Source organism: Streptomyces glaucus (assembly GCF_039533365.1).
Classification (GTDB): domain Bacteria; phylum Actinomycetota; class Actinomycetes; order Streptomycetales; family Streptomycetaceae; genus Streptomyces; species Streptomyces glaucus.
The window spans coordinates 1-20,427 of record NZ_BAAATK010000024.1 but is presented as its reverse complement, the minus strand read 5'-3'; the positions used below and the strand labels follow the sequence as shown (position 1 = coordinate 20,427).

The following is a 20,427-nucleotide window of genomic DNA, read 5'->3' as shown; positions in this document are numbered from 1 at the left end:
CGTCCTCCATGCATGTGCGCCGTGCGCCGGTCTTCGCTGACCGGCAGGCGGCTGGTGTCCGGCCGCTCTTGCTTCGGCCCTTCGGTGGGGCCCTGTCCTGCCGAGCCCCATCTTCGCACTTGTCGGTACGGGAAGGGACGCGGGGCTGGAGTGTGAGACGCCCCACGTCCGGGGGACGGCGGGGCGGCCCGCCCCGGACGCGGGACCGGGCCGGCACACGGCTCCGCCGCGCGGGAGCGACCAGCCCCCGCGCGGCGGAGCCGTCCTGTGACGCGGACCGGGCCGTGCGGCGGTCTCAGCCGAGGTCCCCGGCGGCGGCCAGCTCGGCGAGCCGCACCAGCGTCCGCACGCCCGAGCCCGTGCCGCCCTTCGGCGTGTAGCCGAACGGCCCGCCCTCGTTGAAGGCCGGCCCGGCGATGTCCAGGTGGGCCCAGGTGATGCCCTCGCCGACGAACTCCCGCAGGAACAGGCCGGCGACCAGGCCGCCGCCCATCCGCTCGCCCATGTTGGCGATGTCGGCGGTGGGCGAGTCCATGCCCTTGCGCAGGTGCTCCGGCAGCGGCATCGGCCAGGCGTCCTCGCCGACCTCCTGGGCGACCTCGTACACCGCCGTGCGGAAGGCGTCGTCGTTCGCCATGATCCCGAACGTGCGGTTGCCGAGCGCCAGCACCATCGCCCCGGTCAGGGTCGCGACGTCGACGATCGCGTCCGGCTTCTCCTGCGAGGCGGCCCACAGCGCGTCCGCGAGGACCAGCCGGCCCTCGGCGTCGGTGTTGAGCACCTCGACGGTCTTGCCGCTGTACATGCGCAGCACGTCGCCCGGGCGGACCGCGGAGCCCGAGGGCATGTTCTCGGCCAGCGCCAGCCAGCCGGTGACGTCGACCTCCAGGCCGAGGCGCGCGGCGGCGACCACCGCGGCGAACACGGCGGCGGCGCCGCTCATGTCGCACTTCATCGTCTCGTTGTGCCCGGCCGGCTTCAGCGAGATGCCGCCCGAGTCGTAGGTGATGCCCTTGCCGACGAAGGCGAGGTGCTTCTTGGCCTTGGAGTGCGTGTACGACAGCTTCACCAGGCGCGGGGCCGACGCCGAGCCGGAGCCGACGCCGAGGATGCCGCCGTAGCCGCCCTTGGCGAGCGCCTTCTCGTCGAGCACCTGCACCTTGATGCCGTGCTCCTTGGCCGCGGCCTGCGCGATCGCGGCGAACGCCTCCGGGTTGAGGTCGTTCGGCGGGGTGTTGACCAGGTCGCGGGCGCGGTTGAGCTCCTCGGCGACGGCGGCGGCGCGCTCGACGGCCGCCTTGTACGCCTTGTCGCGGGGCTTGCCGCCGAGCAGGACGGCCTCGGCGAGCGGGGCCTTGCCGTTCTTGGCCCGCGACCCGTTCTTCGCCGCGGCGTCGTCCTTGTAGGCGTCGAAGGAGTACGCGCCGAGCAGCGCGCCCTCGCCGATCACGCCCGCGTCGGCGGCGTCCGCCACCGGCAGCGCGAAGGCGGCCTTCTTGACGCCGGCCAGGGCACGGGCGGCCGCGCCCGCGGCCTTGCGCAGGGCCTCGGCGTCGTACCCGGCGTCCTTGCGGGGCTCCGCGCCCAGGCCGACGGCCACCACGAGCGGCGCCTTGAAGCCGGAGGGCGCGGGCAGCTTCGTCACCTCGCCCTCGGCGCCGGAGGCGCCGAGGGTCTCCAGGACGCCGGCGAGCCGGCCGTCGTACGCCTGGTCCACGGCCTCGGCGCCCGGGGCGACGACGGGGCCCTTGGCGCCCTTGGCGACACCGATCACGATCGCGTCGGCCCGCAGGCCGGGCGCCGCGGCGGTGCTGAGAGTGAGAGCAGTCACGGTGGTGGATTCTCGCTTCCGATGTGAAGTTGCTGTGGCCGAGTGGGTGGGTCGACCGGGCTTGTCAGCCGACCCTGGAACCGCCGGCCCAGGTGCGGTCGGTCGTGACCGGGGCCTTCACCCTGTCGGCGAACACCCGGAACGAGCCTACGCTCGTGGGCGCCTCCGCTCGTTCCTGCGGGTACGCGTCCGCCGGCGGTGTCGGGGTCGCGGCTCGATCCTCGCACCCGGTGACCCCCGTCACACGCGGCGGGGTGCGGTGGCCGCCCGCGCCGCGGCGGGCGGGGCGGCCCTCTCCGCCGCTTCCGCCACCCGGCCGGCGAGGGAGCGGCGCCCGGCGAGGAGCACCGCCACCACCGGTGCGAAGCCGGCGCACCAGGCCAGGACGCGACGCGGACGCGACATCGGCACCCCCCGGTGACCCGTGTGCCGGGCGGACGGGAGCAGCCGGGGGCGGACGGGCCGGGAAGGAGAGCGGAGGGGGACGAAGGGGCGGGGGAGGGGGTCAGCCCAGGGCCGAAACGACCAGGGCCGTCGTCGCCGCCGTCTCCGCGAGCCCGCCGAACACGTCACCGGTGACCCCGCCGAAGCGGCGCGTGCAGTGCCGCAGCAGCAGTTCGGCGGCGGCGAGGGCGAGGACGACCGCGGCGGCGGCGCGCAGGGCGCCGGACGGTCCGAGCAGGGCGCCCCCGGCGGCGGCCGACGCGGTGACGGCGGCGGCCGCGGCGAGCGCCCCGCCCGGCGGGACCACCCCGGCGACCGCCGCGCCCAGGCCCTCCGGACGGGCGGCCGGCACCCCGGCCCGGGCGGCCAGGGTGAGCGCGAGGCGGGCGACGGTCGCCGAGACGACGGCGGCCAGCGCGCCCCGGGCCCAGGAGCCGTCGTACGCCCGCGCCAGCGCGGCCACCTGGGCGAGCAGCACGAGGACGAGGGTGAGCACGCCGAACGGGCCGATGTCCGACTGCTTCATGATCCGCAGCGCGTCCTCGGCGGGCTTGCCGCTGCCGAGCCCGTCCGCGGTGTCCGCGAGCCCGTCGAGGTGCAGCCCGCGGGTCAGCGCGGCGGGCACGGCGGCGGTGGCGACGGCGGCGAGCAGCGCGCCCGAGCCGAGGAACAGCAGCGACAGCCCGGCGGCGGCAGCGGCGGCGCCGGTCACCAGGCCGGCCAGCGGGGCGCACAGCATGCCGCCGCGCGCGGCGGCGCGGTCCCAGCGGGTCACCCTGACCGGGAGCACGGTGAGGGTGCCGAAGGCGAAGCGGAGGCCGTCCGGCCAGGGGGTCGAGCGCACCGGCGCAGGTTACCCGGCGGTCAGGAGAGGGGGGACGGCGACCGCGGATAAAGTGCACATATGGGAGATTGGTGGCGGCAGAACATCATCGAGCCGGGCAAGCTGCCCCTGCTCCTCGCCCTCACCGCCTTCGTCCTGACCTTCCTGGTCACCCGGACCATCACCCGGCTCATCCGGGCGGGCCGGGGACCCTTCGGCAACATCAAGTCGGGCGGGATGCACATCCACCACGTCGTGCCCGGCGTCGTCCTCACGGTGGCCGGCGGCTTCGGCGCGGTGGCCGGCGGGCAGCACGGTTTCGGCCCGGCGCTCGCCGCGGTGCTCTTCGGGATGGGCGCGGGGCTCGTGCTGGACGAGTTCGCGCTGGTCCTGCACCTGGACGACGTGTACTGGACCGAGGCGGGCCGCAAGAGCGTGGAGGCCGTGGTCCTCACGGCCGCCCTGGTCGGCCTGCTCCTGATCGGGTTCTCGCCGTTCGGCGTCGACGACCTCACCGAGGACGAGCAGCAGGGCCGCGCCGGCGCCCTGGTGAACGTGGCGGTGAACTTCCTCCTCGCCCTCGTCGCCCTCAGCAAGGGCAAGGCCCGCCTCGCGGTCCTCGGGATGATCGTGCCGGCCCTCGCGCTGATCGGCGCCGTACGGCTGGCCCGCCCCGACTCGCCGTGGGCCAGGCGCTTCTACCGCCGCCGCCACCGCGCCCGGGCCAGGGCGACGCTGCGCGCCTACCACCACGACCGCCGCTGGGCGGGCCCCCGCCGGGCGTTCCAGGACTGGCTGGCCGGCAAACCGAACCCGGAGCCGGCCGGCCCGGCGAGGACCCGCCGGCCCCGCTGATCCCCTACTCCCGCGCCGGCTCCCCGGAGTCCGTCGGCTCCCCGGTCTCCCCGGAGTCCGCCGGCTCCCCGGTCTCCCCGGAGTCCGCCGGCTTCTCCGGCAGCTCCGCGGCCAGCGCCGCCGCGGCCTGCACCAGCGGCAGCGCCAGCAGCGCCCCCGCGCCCTCCCCGACGGTCACCCCCTGGGCCAGCAGCGGCTCCAGCGCCATCCGGTCCAGCGCCTTGGCCTGCCCCGGCTCCCCGCTGTCGTGCGCGGCCAGCCACCAGTCCGGCGCCCGGAACGCGATCCGCTGCCCCACCAGCGCGCAGGCGGCCGTCACCACCCCGTCCAGGATCACCGGCAGCTTGCGCACCGCGCACTGCAGCAGGAAGCCCGTCATCGCCGCGAGGTCGGCCCCGCCCACCGTCGCCAGCAGCTGCAGCTGGTCCCCGAGCACCGGCCGGGCCCGGCGCAGCGCGTCCCGGATCGCCGCGCACTTGCGCATCCACGCCAGGTCGTCGATGGCCAGCCCGCCCCGCCCGGTGACGACGGACGCGTCGGTCCCGCACAACGCGGCCACCAGCACCCCGGCCGCCGTGGTGCCGCCCACGCTCACATCGCCGAGCGCCACCAGGTCCGTACCGGAGTCGGCCTCCTCGTCGGCCACCGCGACCCCGGCCCGGAACGCGGCCTCCGCCTCGTCGAGGGTCAGCGCGTCCTCGACGTCGATGCGCCCGCTGCCCCGCCGCACCCGGTGCCGCACCACCTCGGCCGGCAGCGACTGCGCGTCGCAGTCCAGCGCCATGTCCACGATCCGCACGGGCACGCCCAGCCGCCGGGCGAGCACGGACACCGGCCGCCCGCCCTCCAGCACCTCGCGCACCAGCCGGCCGGCGCTGCCCGCGGGCCGCGCCGACACCCCCAGTCCGGCGACGCCGTGGTCACCGGCGAAGAGCACCACCCGCGGCCGTTCGATCGGCCGCACCGGCACCGCGGACTGCGCCGCGGCCAGCCACTCACCCAGGTCGTCGAGGCGGCCCAGCGCTCCGGGCGGCACGATCCGGCGCTCCCGGCGCGCCTCGGCGTCGCGGCGCACCCCGCCGTCGGGGCGCTCGATCAGATCGGTGAAGTCGTCGAGATTAAGCGAGCTCATTCGCCGAACAGTACCGGCCCCGCCGGTACGCGGAACCGCCCCGACGCCACCCCGCGCCCCCACGTCGTTGCACCCGGGATCGCCATCCCATACGTTCCGTTTTGCGGTGGATTGCCGCATGTCTCCGGTGTATGTCCCCGCCGTCCCTCCTCGCAGCCGGGAGCCGCCCATGCCCGTCCCCCTCGCCCGGCAGGCCGCCGACCGCCGGCGCGCCGCCTACCTCGCCGCACTCGCCGACGGCGCGGACCGCTTCCACGAGCCGCGCCGCGCCACCTGCCCCTGGTGCGGCTCGGCCCGGCTGCGCACCCGGCTGCGCTCGGGCGACCCGCAACAGCGCACACCGGGCACGTTCGCGGTGGACGCGTGCCGGGACTGCGGCCACGTCTTCCAGAACCCCCGGCTGACCGCGGAGGGCCTGGTCTTCGCCCACCGGGACGTGTACGAGGGGCACCTGGAGGCCTCCGCCACCCGCGCCGGCCTGCGCCGCACGCACCGCCGTGCCGCCCGCGCGATGCTCCGCCTCACCGAGCCGGAGAGCTGGCTGGACGTGGGCACGGGCCACGCCCGCTTCCCGGAGACCGCGCGGGAACTCCTCCCGTACACCGCCTTCGACGGCCTGGACCCCACCGGCCGGGTCGAGGAGGCCCGCGCGGCGGGCCGGATCGAGGAGGCGCACGTCGGCCATCTGACGGACCCGCGGATCACGGCCCGCCTGCGCGCCCGCTACGACGTCGTCAGCATGCTCCACCACCTCCAGCACGTCCCCGACCCCCGCGCGGAACTGCGCGCCGCGCTCGGCGTGCTGCGCCCCGGCGGCCTGCTCCTGATCGAACTCCCCGACCCCCGCTGCGTGTTCGCCGCGCTGCTGGGCCGCTGGTGGCCCCCGCACGACCACCCCCGCCACCTGCACCTGCCGCCCCCGGCCAACCTGATCGCCGAACTGCGCGCCCAGGGCTGCACGATCGTGGCCGCCGACCGCCGCGCCCCACACGTCCCCTGCGACCTCGCGGCGGCGCTGTCCCTGGCGCTGGCGCACGCCCTGCCCGCCCCGGACGGCCCGTGGCGGACGGCCCTGACCGGCGCGGCCAGCCCGCTGGTGGCCCTGGCCTCGGCGCTCGACCACGCCCTGGCCCCGGTACTGCGCCGCACCCCCTTCTCGAACGCCTACCGGGTCGTCGCGCGCAAGGGGGCGTCAGCCCCGTAGCGCCAGGGCCTGCCCCGCCACCACCAGCAGCACCTGCTCGCACTCGCCGGCGAACGCCGCGTTCAGCCGCCCGAGCTCGTCCCGGTAGCGCCGCCCCGACGCCGTGGCCGGCACGATCCCCGACCCCACCTCGTTCGACACCGCGACCACGGTCCGCCGGGTGGCGCGCACCGCCTCCGTCAGCTCCCGCACCCGCTGCCTGAGCGCCCGCTCCCCGCCGCCGGCCCACTCCGCGTCGTCCCACGCCCCGACGGCGTCCATCGCGTCCGTCAGCCACAGCGACAGGCAGTCGACGAGCAGCGGCGGCCCGTCGTCCTCCAGCAGCGGCACCAGGTCGCAGGTCTCGGCGGTGCGCCACGACCCCGGCCGCCGCTCCCGGTGCGCGGCGACCCGCGCCGCCCACTCGGTGTCGCCGCCGCGGGTGCCGCCCGTCGCCACGTACAGCACGTCCGGGAAGGCCTCCAGGCGCCGCTCGGCCTCCGCCGACTTCCCCGACCGCGCCCCGCCCAGCACCAGCGTCCGCCGCGGCACGTCGGGCACGTCCTCGTAGGCGCCCACCACCAGCGTCGTGCCGTCCGGCACCGCCCGCGCCCCCGCCGCCGCGAGCCGCCGCGCCAGCTCCGCGCCGGGCGGCACGTCGTGGTCGAGGTGCACGGCGACGACGTCCGTGGTCGGGCCCACCGCCCCCACCGCCCGCAGCCGCGCCAGCCCGTCCGGCCGCCCCACCACGTCCGCGAGGACCATGTCGTACGCCGCGCCGGCCTCCTCCAGGCCCGCCGGCGCCGCCCCCGGCGGCACGTACAGCAGCCGCTGCCCGTCCGGGCCCGTCACCGCGTACCCGGTGCCCGGCGCGTCCAGCGCCAGCGCCCGCACCCGGTGCCCGGTCAGCAGCGTCAGCTCGCGCCCGTCCGGCACCCGCCCCGGCTGCGGCAGCCCGGCCGGCACCTCCAGCGCCGGCCCGTCGTGCGGATGGGACAGCAGCACCTGGCGCACACCGCCCAGGGAGCGCCCCGCCCGGGCCGCCGCGAGCGCGGCGCCCGGCGTCAGGTCCAGCAGCAGCGCCCCGTCCACGAGCAGCGCGGTGGCCGCGCGCGCGTCGGCGCCCACCGCGACGGCGCAGGCCGCGCAGGGACAGCAGGGACGGGGGAGCCCCGCGGGGGCACCGGTGCCGAGCAGAGTCACATCCACGCACCGATTCTCACCGGTCGCCGCACGGCGTGCGCATCCGAGGCCCCCGCGGAGCGGGCCCGGCCCCGCGCGGTGACCGGCCCGTCCGCACCGCGCCGACCACGCCCCGGGCGGAGCGCATAGGCTTCCGCTCTGCAGCTGCTCACATTGTGGAGGCGTACATGGCGAACTGGACGTGGCGGTTCGAGACGGCCGACGGGACGGAGGTCCAGCCCGCGGTGCAGCCCGAGGAGTTCACCACCCAGGGGGACGCCGAGTCCTGGATCGGGGAGCACTGGAAGGCCCTGCTGGACGGCGGCGCGGACCAGGTGCGGCTGTTCGAGGACGGCGCGGAGATCTACGGGCCGATGAGCCTGCACGCGGACCGGGGCTGAGGCCCCCGGGCGGGGGCCGGGCGGCCCCCGCCCTCCGCTACTGCTCGCCCAGCGTCACGTCCACCGTCTCCCGCCGGCCGTCGCGGGTGAACGTCACCGTCGTCCGCTCGCCCGGCCGCCGGGCCGCCAGGGCCTCCGCGAGCGAGGTGACGGTGGTGACGGCGGTGCCGCCCAGCCGGGTGATGACGTCCCCGGGCGCGATGCCCGCCCGGTCGGCCGCGCCGCCGTCCGCGACGTCGACGACGGCGACCCCGGCGGCCCGGTAGTCGTCGTCGACGACCGTACGGCCGGTGATGCCGAGGGCGGCACGGCCCGAGTCGGTGACCCGGCCGTCCCGGACGATCTGGTCGGCCACGGTCCGCACCGTCGACGCCGGGATCGCGAACCCGATGCCGGGCGCCGTGCCCTCCCCGAGCCCGGGGTCGGCCGCGGCGAGCGTCGGGATGCCGACGACCCGGCCGTCCAGGTCCACCAGGGCGCCGCCGCTGTTGCCGGGGTTGATGGCCGCCGACGTCTGCACCATGTTCACCAGGGTCGCGCCCGTACCGCCGCTCCCGCTGCTCTCGGTGACGGTCCGTCCGGTCGCGGAGACGATGCCCTGCGTCACGCTCGACGACAGCCCGAGCGGCGAGCCCATCGCCAGCACGATCTGTCCGACCTCGACCTTCGAGGAGTCGCCGAACCGGGCGGCCCGCAGCCCGTCCGGCACCCGCTCCAGCCGGACGACGGCGAGGTCCTGCTGCGGGTAGGAGGAGACGAGGGTGGCGGCGAGGGATTCCTCGGCGTGGGCGGTCGTCACCCGGAAGGTCCGCTCGTCGCCGACGACGTGCGCGTTGGTGACGATGTGCCCCCGGCCGTCGTACACGACCCCCGAGCCCAGGTCGTCACCGGCCTGGATCTGCACCACCGACGGCAGCACGTCCCGGATCACCCGCCGGTAGTCGGCCTCCAGGTCGCTGTCCGCCTGCGGCGCGGCGGCCCGCCGGGTGGTGTCCTCCCGCTCGCGCGGCGCGACGGAACCGGTGCATCCGGCGGCGAGCGCGCCGGCGCACACCAGCGCGGCGGCGAGGAGGGGGAGCCGCGGGGCGCGGCTGCGCGAAGCGTCCATGCCCGCAGTGTCCCGTCCGGCCGCGGCCCCGGCCCGCGGTGAGCGCCCGAACGGGCCTCAGTCCCGCACCCCGCACAGGTGCAGCAGCGCCGCCACCCCGCGGTACGGGTCCGTCCGGCCGGCCCGCTCCTCCACCGCCAGCAGCGCCTCGACGTCGTCCGGCACCTCGGCCCCGGCGACCGCGGTGTCGGTGAAGACCCGGACGCCGTACCAGGTGTGCAGCGGCGCCCCGATGCCGGCGAGCGTGTCCGTCAGGGCGCCGAGCCGGTCGGCCCGCACGTCCAGCCCCAGCTGGTTCCGGTAGGCGGTGGTCCCGAAGGCGGCCAGCGCCCCGGCCCAGTCGCCGGACAGGCCCGGCCGCATCGCCAGCGCGTCGCCGTTGCGCACCAGCAGCGACAGCAGCCCGCCGTGCGCGAGCACCCGCGCCAGCCCCGCCAGCAGCGGATCGGGCTCCTCGACGTACATGAGCACCCCGTGGCAGAGCACCACGTCGAAGCTGCCGGGCAGGAAGTGCGCGCCGGTCTCCCGGCCGTCCCCCTCGATGATCCGCATCCGCTCCTGGATGCCCTCCGGCTCCCCGGCCAGCGTCTCCCGGGCGACGGCGATCATCGCCGCGTCCTGTTCGAGGCCGGTCACCTGGTGCCCGGCCCGTGCCAGCCGCAGCGCCTGCGTGCCCCGCCCCATGCCGACGTCGAGCACCCGCAGCCGCTGCCCGACCGGGAACCGCGCGGATATCTGCTCCTCCAGCTGCCGGGCCACCAGCTCCTGCCGTACGACGTCCCGCAGTCCGCCCGCCCCGCTCAGCCGGGCATCTGCCGCACCCTGGGAAAACGGCGTCGTGGTCAGGGCCGCTCCCCGCGCTTGACCTGCGGCTTCGGCAGACGGAGCCGGCGCATCTGGAGGGAGCGCATCAGCGCGTAGGCGACCGCGCCGCGCCTGTTCTCGTCCGGGAAGCGCTCGCCGAGCCGCTTCTTGAGCCGGAAGCCGGTGACGCACGAGTCGAACACGATGAGCGCGATCACGACCAGCCACAGCAGCAGCGCGGCGTTCTGCAGCGCGGGCACCCGGACCATGCTCAGCACGAGGATGACCACGGCCATCGGCAGGAAGAACTCCGCGACGTTGAACCGCGAGTCGACGAAGTCGCGCGCGAAGCGGCGCACCGGGCCCTTGTCGCGGACCGGCAGGTACCGCTCGTCGCCCGTGGCCAGCGCCTGCCGCTGCCGCTCCAGCGCGGCGCGGCGCGCCTCGCGCTGCCGCTTGGCGGCCTCCTTGCGCGTCATCGGCGTGTGGGCGACGCTGCGGCGCTGGGACCGGGCCTCACTGCGCTTGGGCGTGGGGCGGCCCTTGGGAGCCTGCGGGTCGCGGGGCTGCTTGGAGAGGTTCACCGGCGCCTGGTCGGCGGCCGGGGCCTTCTCTTCCTTGACACGGCTACGGAACACAAAACCCAAGGGTAAGGGCTGGACGGGCATGGACCCCAGCCCCGTGGGGAACGATCCGGCAACGCCGGTCGTCGGTAAAGGGACAGAGGGGACGTTGCGTACGCCCCGGGTACACCTGCGGACACACGTCCGGGCGGCCCCGGGGATCACCTACTCCCTACGCCGGAGCAGGAGGTCACGCAGTCGTCCTCGGGGATGAGCGCATCCGTCCCCGAACAGTGCGGTAATGGAAGCAGGGCCCGTACTGTGGGTTCTGTCGCAGTCGCTGGAGCTGGAGTCCGTCAGAAGGGGGCGCGCGAAGCCCATGAGCGGTGTCATGAAGCGTATGGGGATGATCTTCCGCGCGAAGGCGAACAAGGCCCTTGACCGGGCCGAGGACCCGCGCGAGACCCTCGACTACTCGTACCAGAAACAGCTGGAACTGCTCCAGAAGGTCCGCCGCGGCGTCGCGGACGTGGCCACCTCGCGCAAGCGCCTGGAACTCCAGCTGAACCAGCTGCAGCAGCAGTCCTCCAAGCTGGAGGACCAGGGCCGCAAGGCCCTCGCCCTGGGCCGGGAGGACCTCGCCCGCGAGGCGCTCTCCCGCCGCGCCGCGCTCCAGCAGCAGGTGACCGACCTGGAGACGCAGCACGCCACGCTCCAGGGCGAGGAGGAGAAGCTCACCCTGGCGGCCCAGCGGCTCCAGGCCAAGGTCGACGCCTTCCGCACGAAGAAGGAGACCATCAAGGCCACCTACACCGCGGCCCAGGCGCAGACCCGGATCGGCGAGGCCTTCTCGGGCATCTCCGAGGAGATGGGCGACGTGGGCCTGGCGATCCAGCGCGCCGAGGACAAGACGGCCCAGCTCCAGGCGCGGGCCGGCGCGATCGACGAACTCCTCGCCTCCGGCGCCCTGGACGACCCCTCCGGCATGCACAAGGACGACATCCAGGCCGAGCTGGACCGGCTCTCCGGTGGTACGGATGTAGAGCTGGAACTGCAGCGCATGAAGGCGGAGCTGGCCGGAGGCACGGCCGGCGGGCAGCAGGCCATCGAAGGCGGCGCGAGCGAACCGCAGCAGCAGCCGCAGTCCCAGCAGCAGCCGCAGGACACCCCGCGCTTCGACAAGCAGTAGCCGTCTTCCGCCGGGGCCCACGCCGAGGAGGGCGACATGATCGTACGGATCATGGGGGAGGGACAGGTGAGGCTGGCCGACGGCCACCTCGCCGAGCTGAACCAGCTGGACGACGAACTCCTGGCCGAGATGGAGAACGGCGACGGCCCCGGCTTCCGCCGCACCCTCACGGCCCTGCTGTCCAGGGTCCGCGCCCTGGGCGACCCCCTGCCGGACGACTCCCTGGAACCCTCGGACCTGATCCTGCCCGCCGCGGACGCCACCCTGGAGGAGGTCCGGGAGCTGCTGAGCGACGGCGGCCTGATCCCGGAGGCGTGAGCCGGCCCGGGGCGCCGGGGGGCGGCTCCCGGCGCCGTCCGCGCGGCCCCCGGCCCGGCGCGGAGCGGGCCGCGCGTGCCCCGGGGCGGTGCACCGGTGCCGTTCCCGACGGTGGCCGGCCCCGCTACCGTAAACAGCCGTGAACACCCTCGAACGCGCCCGGCGCCGTCTGCGGTCGCACCCCACGGCGCTGGACGCGGCCCTGGCGGCCGGCGTCCTGGCGTGCATGGTGGCCGGCTCGTTCGTCGACCCGCACGGACCGGACGGCGCCACCTGGGCCGTCCGCAGCCCCGACCCGCTCAGCCTGGTCCTCATGGCCCTCGGCGCCGCCGCGCTCGTCCTCCGCCGCCGTGCCCCCCGGACGGTCCTCGCCCTCACCGGCGGCGTCTCCCTCGTCGAGTGCGTCACCGGCGACCCCCGCGCCCCCGTCGCCATGTCCGCGGTCGTCGCCCTCTACACCGTCGCCTCCGCCACCGACCGCTCCACCACCTGGCGCGCCGGCCTGCTCACCACGACCGTGCTGACCGGCGCCGCCATGCTCGCCGGCCCCCTGCCCTGGTACGCCCAGGAGAACCTCGGCATCCTCGCCTGGACCGGCATCGGCGCCACCGCCGGCGACGCCGTCCGCAGCCGCCGCGCCTTCGTCCACGCCATCCGCGAGCGCGCCGAGCGCGCCGAGCGCACCCGCGAGGAGGAGGCCCGCCGCCGGGTCGCCGAGGAGCGCCTGCGCATCGCCCGCGACCTGCACGACGTCGTCGCCCATCACATCGCCCTGGTCAACGTCCAGGCCGGGGTGGCCGCCCACGTCCTGGACAAGCGGCCCGACCAGGCCAAGGAGGCCCTCGCCCACGTACGGGAGGCCGGCCGCTCCGCGCTGAACGAGCTGCGCGCCACCGTCGGCCTGCTCCGCCAGTCCGGCGACCCCGAGGCCCCGACCGAACCCGCCCCCGGCCTGGACCGCCTCGACGAGCTCGTCGGCACCTTTCGCAGCGCCGGCCTGCACGTCGAGGTCGCCCGCGCCGACCGGGGCGGCGACCTGCCCGCCGCCGTCGACCTGGCCGCCTACCGCGTCGTCCAGGAGGCCCTGACCAACGTGCAGAAGCACGCCGGGCCCGGGGCCAGGGCCGAGGTCAGCGTCGTCCGCGTCGGGCCGGACATCGAGGTCACCGTGATCGACGACGGCCCCGGCCAGGGCGACGCCTCCGGCTCCGGCGGCGGGCACGGACTGCTCGGCATGCGGGAGCGCGTCGGCGCCCTGCGCGGCACCCTCACCACCGGTCCCCGCTACGGGGGCGGCTTCCGCGTCCATGCCATCCTGCCGGTCGAGACCCGCACCCGTGCCTGAAGAGGACCCCCGCATGACGATCCGTGTCCTGCTCGCCGACGACCAGGCGCTCCTGCGCAGCGCCTTCCGGGTGCTCGTCGACTCCGAGCCCGACATGGAGGTGGTGGGCGAGGCCTCCGACGGCGCGGAGGCGGTGCGGCTGGCCGGGGAGCGGCGGGCCGACGTCGTGCTGATGGACATCCGGATGCCCGGCACGGACGGGCTCGCCGCCACCCGCATGATCGGCGCCGACCCCGCCCTGGCCCACGTCCGCGTGGTCATCCTGACGACCTTCGAGGTCGACGACTACGTCGTGCAGTCGCTGCGCGCCGGCGCCTCCGGCTTCCTCGGCAAGGGCTCCGAGCCGGAGGAACTGCTCAACGCCATCCGGGTCGCGGCCGGTGGCGAGGCGCTGCTGTCCCCGGCCGCGACCAAGGGCCTGATCGCCCGCTTCCTCGCCCAGGAGGGCCCGGCCGGCGACGGCCGCGACCCCGCCCGCGCCGAGCGGCTCGCCTCGCTGACCGGGCGGGAGCGCGAGGTGCTGGTGCAGGTCGCCGGCGGCCACTCCAACGACGAGATCGCCGAGCGGCTGAAGGTCAGCCCGCTCACGGTGAAGACGCACGTCAACCGGGCCATGACCAAGCTGGGCGCCCGGGACCGGGCGCAGCTGGTGGTCATCGCCTACGAGTCCGGGCTGGTACGTCCGAGGGTGGAGTGAGCCCTGCCCGGGCGTACTGCGGCGGGAGTACGCGCCGCGCCGGGAAATGGACCTCGGACCTACGGATCGGCGGTCCCCCATGGCCCAAGGTGTAGGGGCGGGCGCTCGCCTGCGCTCCGCCCCTCGACCGTCCGCACGTCCGCCGTCCACAGGAGAGAGACCCCCAACCCATGTCCTGGCTGTCCAGATTCAGCCTCGCGCAACGGGCCCTCGTAGGGCTGATGTCGATCATCGCGCTCGTCTTCGGGGCGATCGCGATCCCGCAGCTGAAGCAGCAACTGCTGCCCACCATCGAACTGCCGATGGTGTCGGTGATCGCGCCCTACCCGGGCGCCTCTCCCGACGTCGTCGAGAAGCAGGTCGTCGAGCCCGTCGAGGACAGCCTGGAGGCCGTCGACGGCATCTCGGGCGTCACCTCCACGGCCAGCGAGGGCAACGCCGTGATCATGGCGTCCTTCGACTACGGCAACGGCGCCCAGCAGCTCGTCGCGGACGTCCAGCAGGCCGTCAACCGGGCCCGCGCCCAGCTCCCGGACGAGGTGGACCCGCAGGTCGTCGCGGGGTCGACGGACGACATCCCCACCGTGGTCCTCGCCGTCACCTCCCAGCGCGACCAGCAGGCCCTGGCCGACCAGCTCGACCGGACCGTCGTCCCCGCCCTGGAGGAGATCGACGGCGTCGGACAGGTCACGGTCGACGGCGTACGGGACACCGAGGTCGTCGTCACCCCGGACGAGGCCGGACTCGCCCGGGCGGGCCTGACCACGCAGTCCCTCGTCCAGGCCCTGCAGGCGGGCGGCGCGACCGTGCCGGCCGGCTCCTTCGACGAGGACGGCGCCAACCGCACCGTCCAGGTCGGCGGCGGCTTCACCTCGCTGAAGCAGATCGAGGACCTGATGGTCAAGGGGGAGGCCGGCAAGGGCAAGCCGGTGCGCCTCGGCGACGTCGCCACGGTCGAGGAGGAACAGGCCCGCGCCGACTCCCTCACCCGCACCAACGGCAGGCCCAGCCTCGCCGTCACGGTCACCATGGACCACGACGGCAGCGCGGTCGCGATCTCGGACGCGGTCCGGGACATGCTCCCGGACCTGCGCGAGGACCTCGGCGCCGGCACCACCCTCACCGTCGTCAGCGACCAGGGCCCGGCGGTGTCGAAGTCCATCGAGGGCCTGACCACGGAGGGCGCGCTCGGGCTGGTCTTCGCCGTCCTGGTGATCCTGGTCTTCCTGGCCTCGATCCGCTCGACCCTGGTCACGGCGGTGAGCATCCCGCTCTCGGTCGTCCTGGCCCTGATCGTGCTGTGGACGCGCGACCTGTCGCTGAACATGCTGACCCTCGGCGCGCTGACCATCGCGATCGGCCGGGTCGTCGACGACTCGATCGTGGTGCTGGAGAACATCAAGCGGCACCTCGGCTACGGCGAGGAACGCCAGGAGGCCATCCTCAAGGCGGTCCGCGAGGTCGCGGGCGCGGTGACCTCCTCGACGCTCACCACGGTCGCGGTGTTCCTGCCGATCGGCCTGGTCGGCGGCATGGTGGGCGAGCTGTTCGGCTCGTTCAGCCTGACCGTCACGGCCGCGCTGCTGGCGTCCCTGCTGGTGTCGCTGACGGTCGTCCCGGTCCTGTCGTACTGGTTCCTGCGCGCCCCGAAGGGCACCCCGCAGGACGCCGAGCAGGCGCGCCGGCTGGCGGAGGAGAAGGAAGCGAGGAGCCGGCTCCAGCGGATCTACGTCCCCGTCCTGCGGTTCGCGACCCGGCGCCGGCTGACCAGCGTGGCCATCGCGGTCGTCGTCCTGATCGGCACCTTCGGCATGGCGCCGCTGCTGAAGACCAACTTCTTCGACCAGGGCGAGCAGGAGGTCCTCACCGTCCGGCAGGAGCTGAAGCCCGGCACCAGCCTGGCCGCGACCGACGCCCAGGCGAGGAAGGTCGAGAAGCTGCTCGCCGGCACCGAGGGCGTCGAGGACTACCAGGTGACGGTCGGCTCGTCCGGCTTCCTCGCGGCCTTCGGCGGCGGCACGGACACCAACCAGGCCTCCTACCAGGTGATGCTGGAGGACTCGGCGTCCTCCCAGGACGTCCGGGACCGCCTCCAGAAGGGCCTGGACGAGCTGGAGGGCATCGGCACCACCACCATCGCGGCCGGTGACGGCTTCGGCAGCCAGGACCTGAGAGTGGTGGTGAAGGCGGCCGACGCGGACGTGCTGCGCGAGGCCGCGGAGGAGGTCCGCAAGACGGTGGCCTCGCTGGACGACGTCACCGACGTCACCAGCGACCTGGCGCAGAGCGTGCCGCGCGTCTCGGTCGAGGCCGACGGGAAGGCCGCGGCGGCGGGCTTCGACGACCAGACCCTCGGCGCGGCCGTCGCCCAGGCCGTCCGCGGCACCACCGCGGCCAAGGCGGTCCTGGACGACACCGAGCGCGACGTCGTCGTCAGGTCGGCGAAGCCGGCCGAGACGCTGCGGCAGCTGAAGGCGCTGAACCTGGGCGGGGTCCGGCTCGGCGACATCGCCACGGTGAAGCTGGTGGACGGCCCGGTGTCGATGACCCGGATCGACGGCCAGCGGGCGGCCACCATCACGGCCAGGCCGACGGGCGACAACACGGGTGCGGTGAGCGCCGACCTCCAGGCCGAGATCGACGCGCTGAAGCTGCCGGCCGGCGCGACGGCGGAGATCGGCGGCGTGTCCGAGGACCAGGACGAGGCGTTCGCCAACCTGGGCCTGGCGATGCTGGCGGCCGTCGCGATCGTCTTCATGCTGCTGGTGGGCACCTTCCGCTCGCTGGCCCAGCCGCTGATCCTGCTGGTGTCGATCCCGTTCGCGGCGACCGGCGCGATCGGCCTGCTGGTGGCGACGGGCACCCCGATGGGCGTGCCCGCGATGATCGGCATGCTGATGCTGATCGGCATCGTGGTGACCAACGCGATCGTGCTGATCGACCTGATCAACCAGTACCGCGCGCAGGGCTGGGGCGTGGTGGAGGCCGTGGTGGAGGGCGGCCGCCACCGGCTGCGGCCCATCCTGATGACGGCCCTGGCGACGATCTTCGCCCTGCTGCCGATGGCCCTGGGCATCACCGGCGAGGGCGGCTTCATCGCCCAGCCGCTGGCGGTGGTCGTGATCGGCGGCCTGATCACCTCGACCCTGCTGACCCTGCTCCTGGTCCCGACGCTGTACGCGATGCTGGAGCTCCGCAAGGAGCGCCGGACGGCGAAGCGGGCGGGGAAGCGGCAGGCCGAGGCGGACCGGCCCCTGGAGCCGGCCGGGGCGTGACGGTGTGACGGCGTGAGGGCCGGGTCCCGCGACGGGACCCGGCCCTCACGCACGTCCGCGCGCCCTACGGCAGCGCCAGCATCCGCTCCAGCGCCAGCTTCGCGAACGCCTCGGTCTCCTTGTCGACCTCGATGCGGTTGACGAGCTTGCCGTCGGCGAGGGACTCCAGGGCCCACACCAGGTGCGGCAGGTCGATGCGGTTCATCGTGGAGCAGAAGCACACCGTCCGGTCCAGGAACACGATCTCCTTGCCCTCGGGCGCGAACCGGTTCGCCAGCCGGCGGACCAGGTTCAGCTCCGTGCCGACGGCCCACTTGGAGCCGGCCGGCGCGGCCTCCAGGGTCTTGATGATGTACTCCGTCGAACCGACGTGGTCGGCCGCCGCCACGACCTCGTGCCGGCACTCGGGGTGGACGAGGACGTTCACGCCCGGGATGCGCGCGCGCACCTCGTCGACCGAGTCCAGGCTGAAGCGGCCGTGCACCGAGCAGTGGCCGCGCCACAGGATCATCTTCGCGGCGCGCAGCTCGTCCGCGGTCAGCCCGCCGTTCGGCTTGTGCGGGTTGTAGACGACGCAGTCCTCCAGCGACATGCCCATGTCCCGCACCGCCGTGTTCCGGCCCAGGTGCTGGTCGGGCAGGAACAGGACCTTCTCGCCCTGCTGGAAGGCCCACTCCAGGGCCCGCCGGGCGTTCGACGAGGTGCAGATCGTCCCGCCGTGCTTGCCCGTGAACGCCTTGATGTCCGCCGAGGAGTTCATGTACGACACCGGCACGACCTGCTCGGCGACGCCGGCCTCGGTCAGCACGTCCCAGCACTCGGCGACCTGCTCGGCCGTGGCCATGTCGGCCATCGAGCAGCCGGCGGCCAGGTCCGGCAGGACGACCTTCTGGTCGTCGGAGGTCAGGATGTCGGCGGACTCGGCCATGAAGTGCACACCGCAGAACACGATGTACTCGGCCTCGGGGCGCGCGGCCGCGTCCCGCGCCAGCTTGAAGGAGTCGCCCGTGACGTCGGCGAACTGGATGACCTCGTCGCGCTGGTAGTGGTGGCCGAGCACGAAGACCTTGTCCCCGAGCCTCTCCTTGGCCCTGCGGGCGCGCTCCACCAGGTCCGGGTCGGACGGCGAGGGCAGATCGCCGGGACACTCCACACCGCGCTCGCTCCTCGGGTCGGCCTCGCGGCCGAGGAGCAGCAGGGCGAGGGGCGTCGGCTGGACGTCGAGCTCCTGGGCTTGGGCGGTGGTCACGACACGCACCCTTTCTACTTTTCGTCGAATTGACGCTATCTATCATAACCGGTTCATGTCAGTTTGACGATGCCCATCGTGTCGGTGTGACGTGAATCCCGGCCGCGGTCCGCCGTCCGGACCGCTGTCCGCGCACCGGGGCATGTGCGAGCATGAAGGACACAAGCCGAGGAGAAAGTCGGGCTCGCCCGGAATGAATCCGCGGCGCCGCCGGTTGCAACCGTCGGCAAGCAGTCTCCGTACAACCCGGGAGAGATGTAGATGTCCGTATCGGACGAGACCACCACCGTCACCGACGGCATCATCCTGACCGACGCCGCCGCGGCCAAGGTCAAGGCCCTGCTCGACCAGGAAGGCCGTGACGACCTCGCCCTGCGCGTCGCCGTCCAGCCCGGTGGCTGCTCCGGCCTGCGCTACCAGCTCTTCTTCGACGAGCGTTCCCTCGACGGCGACGTGGAGAAGGACTTCGGCGGCGTGAAGGTCGTCACCGACCGGATGAGCGCTCCGTACCTGGGCGGCGCCACCATCGACTTCGTGGACACGATCGAGAAGCAGGGCTTCACGATCGACAACCCGAACGCGACGGGCTCCTGCGCCTGCGGCGACTCCTTCAGCTGAGCCGCGCCCGGCGAACGCATGACGCGAAGGCGGCGGTCCCCTCCGGCGGGGCCGCCGCCTTCGCGCTCCTCCGGCGCCCGGGACGCGCGGCGCCCGCGCTAGCGCGTCCCGGACGGCGCCGGCAGCCGCGCCCCCGGCTTCCGCACCGGCACCCGGCTGCCGTCCGAGCCCACGACCGCACGGTCGCCGAGCGGCTCGTCCAGCCGCACGGTCCGCTCGTACTGCCGGGCGATCAGGATGCAGACCCGGTCCGGATGCGGAGTCTCGGTCACCGTGACCGTCACCTCGCCGGCGCTCTCGGCCGCCTTCGCCGCGTAGTCGGCGCACACCCCGCCCGTGAAGGTCACGGTCAGCTCCCTGCCCTCGGCGGTGTAGCCCTCGACCCGGACGTCCCGGGGGGCCGGCGTCTCGGCCGGCCCACCGGACGGCGCGGCGGAGGCCAGGTACTCCGGGTCGACCGCCGGATGCGTCACCGTGACGGTGTCCCGCGCGCCCGGCGCCCGCACCTCGAACAGCCAGGACGGCACCAGCGTCTGCCGCGCGCCGACGGAGTGCGAGGCCAGGCCGAAGACGGCCCGCTCCACCACGGCCGTCTCCCGCTCCGGGGCCGCCGCGGACGGACCGCAGGGCTCCTGCGCCCCGTCCGCCAGCGGCGCGGGACTGGCGCAGCCGCCGACGCCCGCGCGCGGGTCGGCAGCCGGCGCCGCGTTCATCAGCTCCAGCGTCCGCTCCGCGTCCAGGACGGGGTACGTGTCCCCCTTCACCGGCGCCTTCAGCAGGCCGCTGCCGCCGACCACCTCGCCCGTCGCGCCGACGACCACCCCGGTCGTCCAGCCGTGGGTGGGCAGCCCGCCGACCACGGGGTCGGCGTTCACCACCCGCCGGGCGCCCATGACCTGACGCGCGTCGGCCTTCGCGTCGTGCTGACCCACCGCCTTCAGCACGGGCGCGGCGGCCTTCCGCGCGGCCTCCTCGCCCACCGGGCCGCCGGACTTGCGCGCGCACACGGCGGCGCCCCGGCAGTCGTCGGTGCCCGGCGCGTACCGGTGGAACGTCCACGCCCCGGGCGCCTGCCGCGCCACCCGCAGACCCGGCCCCGACCCGTCCTTCACCGCCCCGACCGTCCAGTCCCGGCCCTGCGCCACCGGTGTCCCCGGCACGCCGAGGGCCTTCGCCAGCCGCGCCACCTCCTCCGCGGTGACCCGGCCGGCCGGCCGGTACACGGGCGCCGAGCCGGGGCCCCGGGGGAGCGCGCCCGCGGCCCGGTGGACGACGCCGTACGGATCGGGCTCACCGGGCGCGACGCCGTTCGTGCCGTCCGGTGCGGGGCCGTCGAGGGCGAGCGGCGGGGGAGCGCCGTCGCCGCCGGACGCCCCGCACCGGACGGCACGAACGGCGTCGCGCCCGGTG

The 20,427-nt window shown here is 75.1% G+C and carries 19 protein-coding genes; 9 read left to right on the top strand and 10 right to left on the bottom strand.

Going from position 1 to position 20,427, the window contains the following annotated elements:
* Positions 1 to 295 precede the first annotated feature (295 nt).
* From ABD363_RS18870 to ABD363_RS18860, 3 genes are all read right to left on the bottom strand, one after another.
* Positions 296 to 1,831 (bottom strand): leucyl aminopeptidase, encoded by a 1,536-nt coding sequence (locus ABD363_RS18870; protein ID WP_344605013.1) that lies wholly within the window; start codon positions 1,829 to 1,831, stop codon positions 296 to 298.
* A gap of 240 nt (positions 1,832 to 2,071) precedes the next feature.
* Positions 2,072 to 2,236 (bottom strand): hypothetical protein, encoded by a 165-nt coding sequence (locus ABD363_RS18865; protein ID WP_344605011.1) that lies wholly within the window; start codon positions 2,234 to 2,236, stop codon positions 2,072 to 2,074.
* Positions 2,237 to 2,336: 100 nt separating this feature from the next.
* Positions 2,337 to 3,119: an adenosylcobinamide-GDP ribazoletransferase gene (locus ABD363_RS18860; RefSeq protein ID WP_344605009.1), complete on the bottom strand. Its 783-nt coding sequence runs from the start codon at positions 3,117 to 3,119 to the stop codon at positions 2,337 to 2,339.
* A 60-nt stretch (positions 3,120 to 3,179) separates the two neighbouring features.
* On the opposite strand from ABD363_RS18860, the gene ABD363_RS18855 reads away from it, so the two are divergent.
* On the top strand, positions 3,180 to 3,953 hold the full coding sequence (locus ABD363_RS18855; protein WP_344605007.1) for a hypothetical protein: 774 nt from the start codon (positions 3,180 to 3,182) through the stop codon (positions 3,951 to 3,953).
* A gap of 4 nt (positions 3,954 to 3,957) precedes the next feature.
* Here ABD363_RS18855 and cobT read toward each other — a convergent pair whose 3' ends face one another.
* A complete protein-coding gene (cobT, locus tag ABD363_RS18850; protein ID WP_344605005.1) occupies positions 3,958 to 5,085 on the bottom strand; it encodes a nicotinate-nucleotide--dimethylbenzimidazole phosphoribosyltransferase in 1,128 nt (375 codons plus the stop codon).
* A 169-nt stretch (positions 5,086 to 5,254) separates the two neighbouring features.
* Here cobT and ABD363_RS18845 point away from each other — a divergent pair, with 169 nt between their 5' ends.
* Positions 5,255 to 6,289, top strand: a complete 1,035-nt coding sequence (locus ABD363_RS18845) for a class I SAM-dependent methyltransferase (protein ID WP_344605003.1) — start codon at positions 5,255 to 5,257, stop codon at positions 6,287 to 6,289.
* Here ABD363_RS18845 and ABD363_RS18840 read toward each other — a convergent pair.
* A complete protein-coding gene (locus tag ABD363_RS18840) occupies positions 6,278 to 7,477 on the bottom strand; it encodes a bifunctional adenosylcobinamide kinase/adenosylcobinamide-phosphate guanylyltransferase (protein ID WP_344605001.1) in 1,200 nt (399 codons plus the stop codon). The two genes, ABD363_RS18845 and ABD363_RS18840, sit on opposite strands and share 12 nt — an antisense overlap.
* A gap of 161 nt (positions 7,478 to 7,638) precedes the next feature.
* Between ABD363_RS18840 and ABD363_RS18835 the strand changes: the two genes are divergently transcribed.
* Positions 7,639 to 7,851, top strand: coding sequence for a hypothetical protein (locus ABD363_RS18835; protein WP_344604999.1), 213 nt, complete (start codon positions 7,639 to 7,641; stop codon positions 7,849 to 7,851).
* A 37-nt stretch (positions 7,852 to 7,888) separates the two neighbouring features.
* Here ABD363_RS18835 and ABD363_RS18830 read toward each other — a convergent pair whose 3' ends face one another.
* The 3 genes from ABD363_RS18830 to ABD363_RS18820 all read right to left on the bottom strand — a co-directional run bounded on the left by ABD363_RS18830 (position 7,889) and on the right by ABD363_RS18820 (position 10,401).
* Complete coding sequence (locus tag ABD363_RS18830) at positions 7,889 to 8,959, bottom strand: S1C family serine protease (protein WP_344604997.1); 1,071 nt, start codon at positions 8,957 to 8,959, stop codon at positions 7,889 to 7,891.
* 57 nt (positions 8,960 to 9,016) lie between these two features.
* Positions 9,017 to 9,718, bottom strand: coding sequence for a class I SAM-dependent methyltransferase (locus ABD363_RS18825; RefSeq protein ID WP_344604995.1), 702 nt, complete (start codon positions 9,716 to 9,718; stop codon positions 9,017 to 9,019).
* 83 nt (positions 9,719 to 9,801) lie between these two features.
* The gene (locus tag ABD363_RS18820) at positions 9,802 to 10,401 is read right to left on the bottom strand and encodes a DUF3043 domain-containing protein (RefSeq protein ID WP_344604993.1); all 600 of its coding nucleotides are present in this window, start codon (positions 10,399 to 10,401) and stop codon (positions 9,802 to 9,804) included.
* Positions 10,402 to 10,717: 316 nt separating this feature from the next.
* On the opposite strand from ABD363_RS18820, the gene ABD363_RS18815 reads away from it, so the two are divergent.
* From ABD363_RS18815 to ABD363_RS18795, 5 genes are all read left to right on the top strand, one after another.
* On the top strand, positions 10,718 to 11,515 hold the full coding sequence (locus tag ABD363_RS18815) for a PspA/IM30 family protein (protein WP_344604991.1): 798 nt from the start codon (positions 10,718 to 10,720) through the stop codon (positions 11,513 to 11,515).
* Positions 11,516 to 11,551: 36 nt separating this feature from the next.
* Positions 11,552 to 11,833: a PspA-associated protein PspAA gene (pspAA, locus tag ABD363_RS18810; RefSeq protein WP_344604989.1), complete on the top strand. Its 282-nt coding sequence runs from the start codon at positions 11,552 to 11,554 to the stop codon at positions 11,831 to 11,833.
* A 139-nt stretch (positions 11,834 to 11,972) separates the two neighbouring features.
* Complete coding sequence (locus ABD363_RS18805; protein WP_344604987.1) at positions 11,973 to 13,178, top strand: sensor histidine kinase; 1,206 nt, start codon at positions 11,973 to 11,975, stop codon at positions 13,176 to 13,178.
* 13 nt (positions 13,179 to 13,191) lie between these two features.
* Positions 13,192 to 13,875 (top strand): response regulator, encoded by a 684-nt coding sequence (locus tag ABD363_RS18800; protein WP_344604985.1) that lies wholly within the window; start codon positions 13,192 to 13,194, stop codon positions 13,873 to 13,875.
* A gap of 170 nt (positions 13,876 to 14,045) precedes the next feature.
* Positions 14,046 to 17,150, top strand: coding sequence for an efflux RND transporter permease subunit (locus tag ABD363_RS18795; protein WP_344604983.1), 3,105 nt, complete (start codon positions 14,046 to 14,048; stop codon positions 17,148 to 17,150).
* 64 nt (positions 17,151 to 17,214) lie between these two features.
* On the opposite strand, the gene nadA is transcribed toward ABD363_RS18795, so the two are convergent.
* Complete coding sequence (gene nadA, locus ABD363_RS18790; protein WP_344604981.1) at positions 17,215 to 18,399, bottom strand: quinolinate synthase NadA; 1,185 nt, start codon at positions 18,397 to 18,399, stop codon at positions 17,215 to 17,217.
* A gap of 261 nt (positions 18,400 to 18,660) precedes the next feature.
* On the opposite strand from nadA, the gene ABD363_RS18785 reads away from it, so the two are divergent.
* Entirely contained in the window at positions 18,661 to 19,017 is a 357-nt protein-coding gene (locus ABD363_RS18785; protein ID WP_028422454.1) for an iron-sulfur cluster assembly accessory protein, read from the top strand.
* 98 nt (positions 19,018 to 19,115) lie between these two features.
* Here ABD363_RS18785 and ABD363_RS18780 read toward each other — a convergent pair.
* Positions 19,116 to 20,427: hypothetical protein (locus tag ABD363_RS18780; protein ID WP_344604972.1), on the bottom strand; the 1,312-nt coding region annotated here is incomplete at its 5' end.

Bases quoted from the DNA above. Each gene is read 5' to 3' on its own strand.
- ABD363_RS18785 (WP_028422454.1), top strand. From the start codon at position 18,661: ATGTCCGTATCGGACGAGACCACCACCGTCACCGACGGCATCATCCTG.
- ABD363_RS18800 (WP_344604985.1), top strand. From the start codon at position 13,192: ATGACGATCCGTGTCCTGCTCGCCGACGACCAGGCGCTCCTGCGCAGC.
- cobT (WP_344605005.1), bottom strand. From the start codon at position 5,085: ATGAGCTCGCTTAATCTCGACGACTTCACCGATCTGATCGAGCGCCCC.
- pspAA (WP_344604989.1), top strand. From the start codon at position 11,552: ATGATCGTACGGATCATGGGGGAGGGACAGGTGAGGCTGGCCGACGGC.
- ABD363_RS18845 (WP_344605003.1), top strand. From the start codon at position 5,255: ATGCCCGTCCCCCTCGCCCGGCAGGCCGCCGACCGCCGGCGCGCCGCC.
- ABD363_RS18815 (WP_344604991.1), top strand. From the start codon at position 10,718: ATGAAGCGTATGGGGATGATCTTCCGCGCGAAGGCGAACAAGGCCCTT.
- ABD363_RS18855 (WP_344605007.1), top strand. From the start codon at position 3,180: ATGGGAGATTGGTGGCGGCAGAACATCATCGAGCCGGGCAAGCTGCCC.
- ABD363_RS18830 (WP_344604997.1), bottom strand. From the start codon at position 8,959: ATGGACGCTTCGCGCAGCCGCGCCCCGCGGCTCCCCCTCCTCGCCGCC.
- ABD363_RS18795 (WP_344604983.1), top strand. From the start codon at position 14,046: ATGTCCTGGCTGTCCAGATTCAGCCTCGCGCAACGGGCCCTCGTAGGG.
- ABD363_RS18865 (WP_344605011.1), bottom strand. From the start codon at position 2,236: ATGTCGCGTCCGCGTCGCGTCCTGGCCTGGTGCGCCGGCTTCGCACCG.
- ABD363_RS18835 (WP_344604999.1), top strand. From the start codon at position 7,639: ATGGCGAACTGGACGTGGCGGTTCGAGACGGCCGACGGGACGGAGGTC.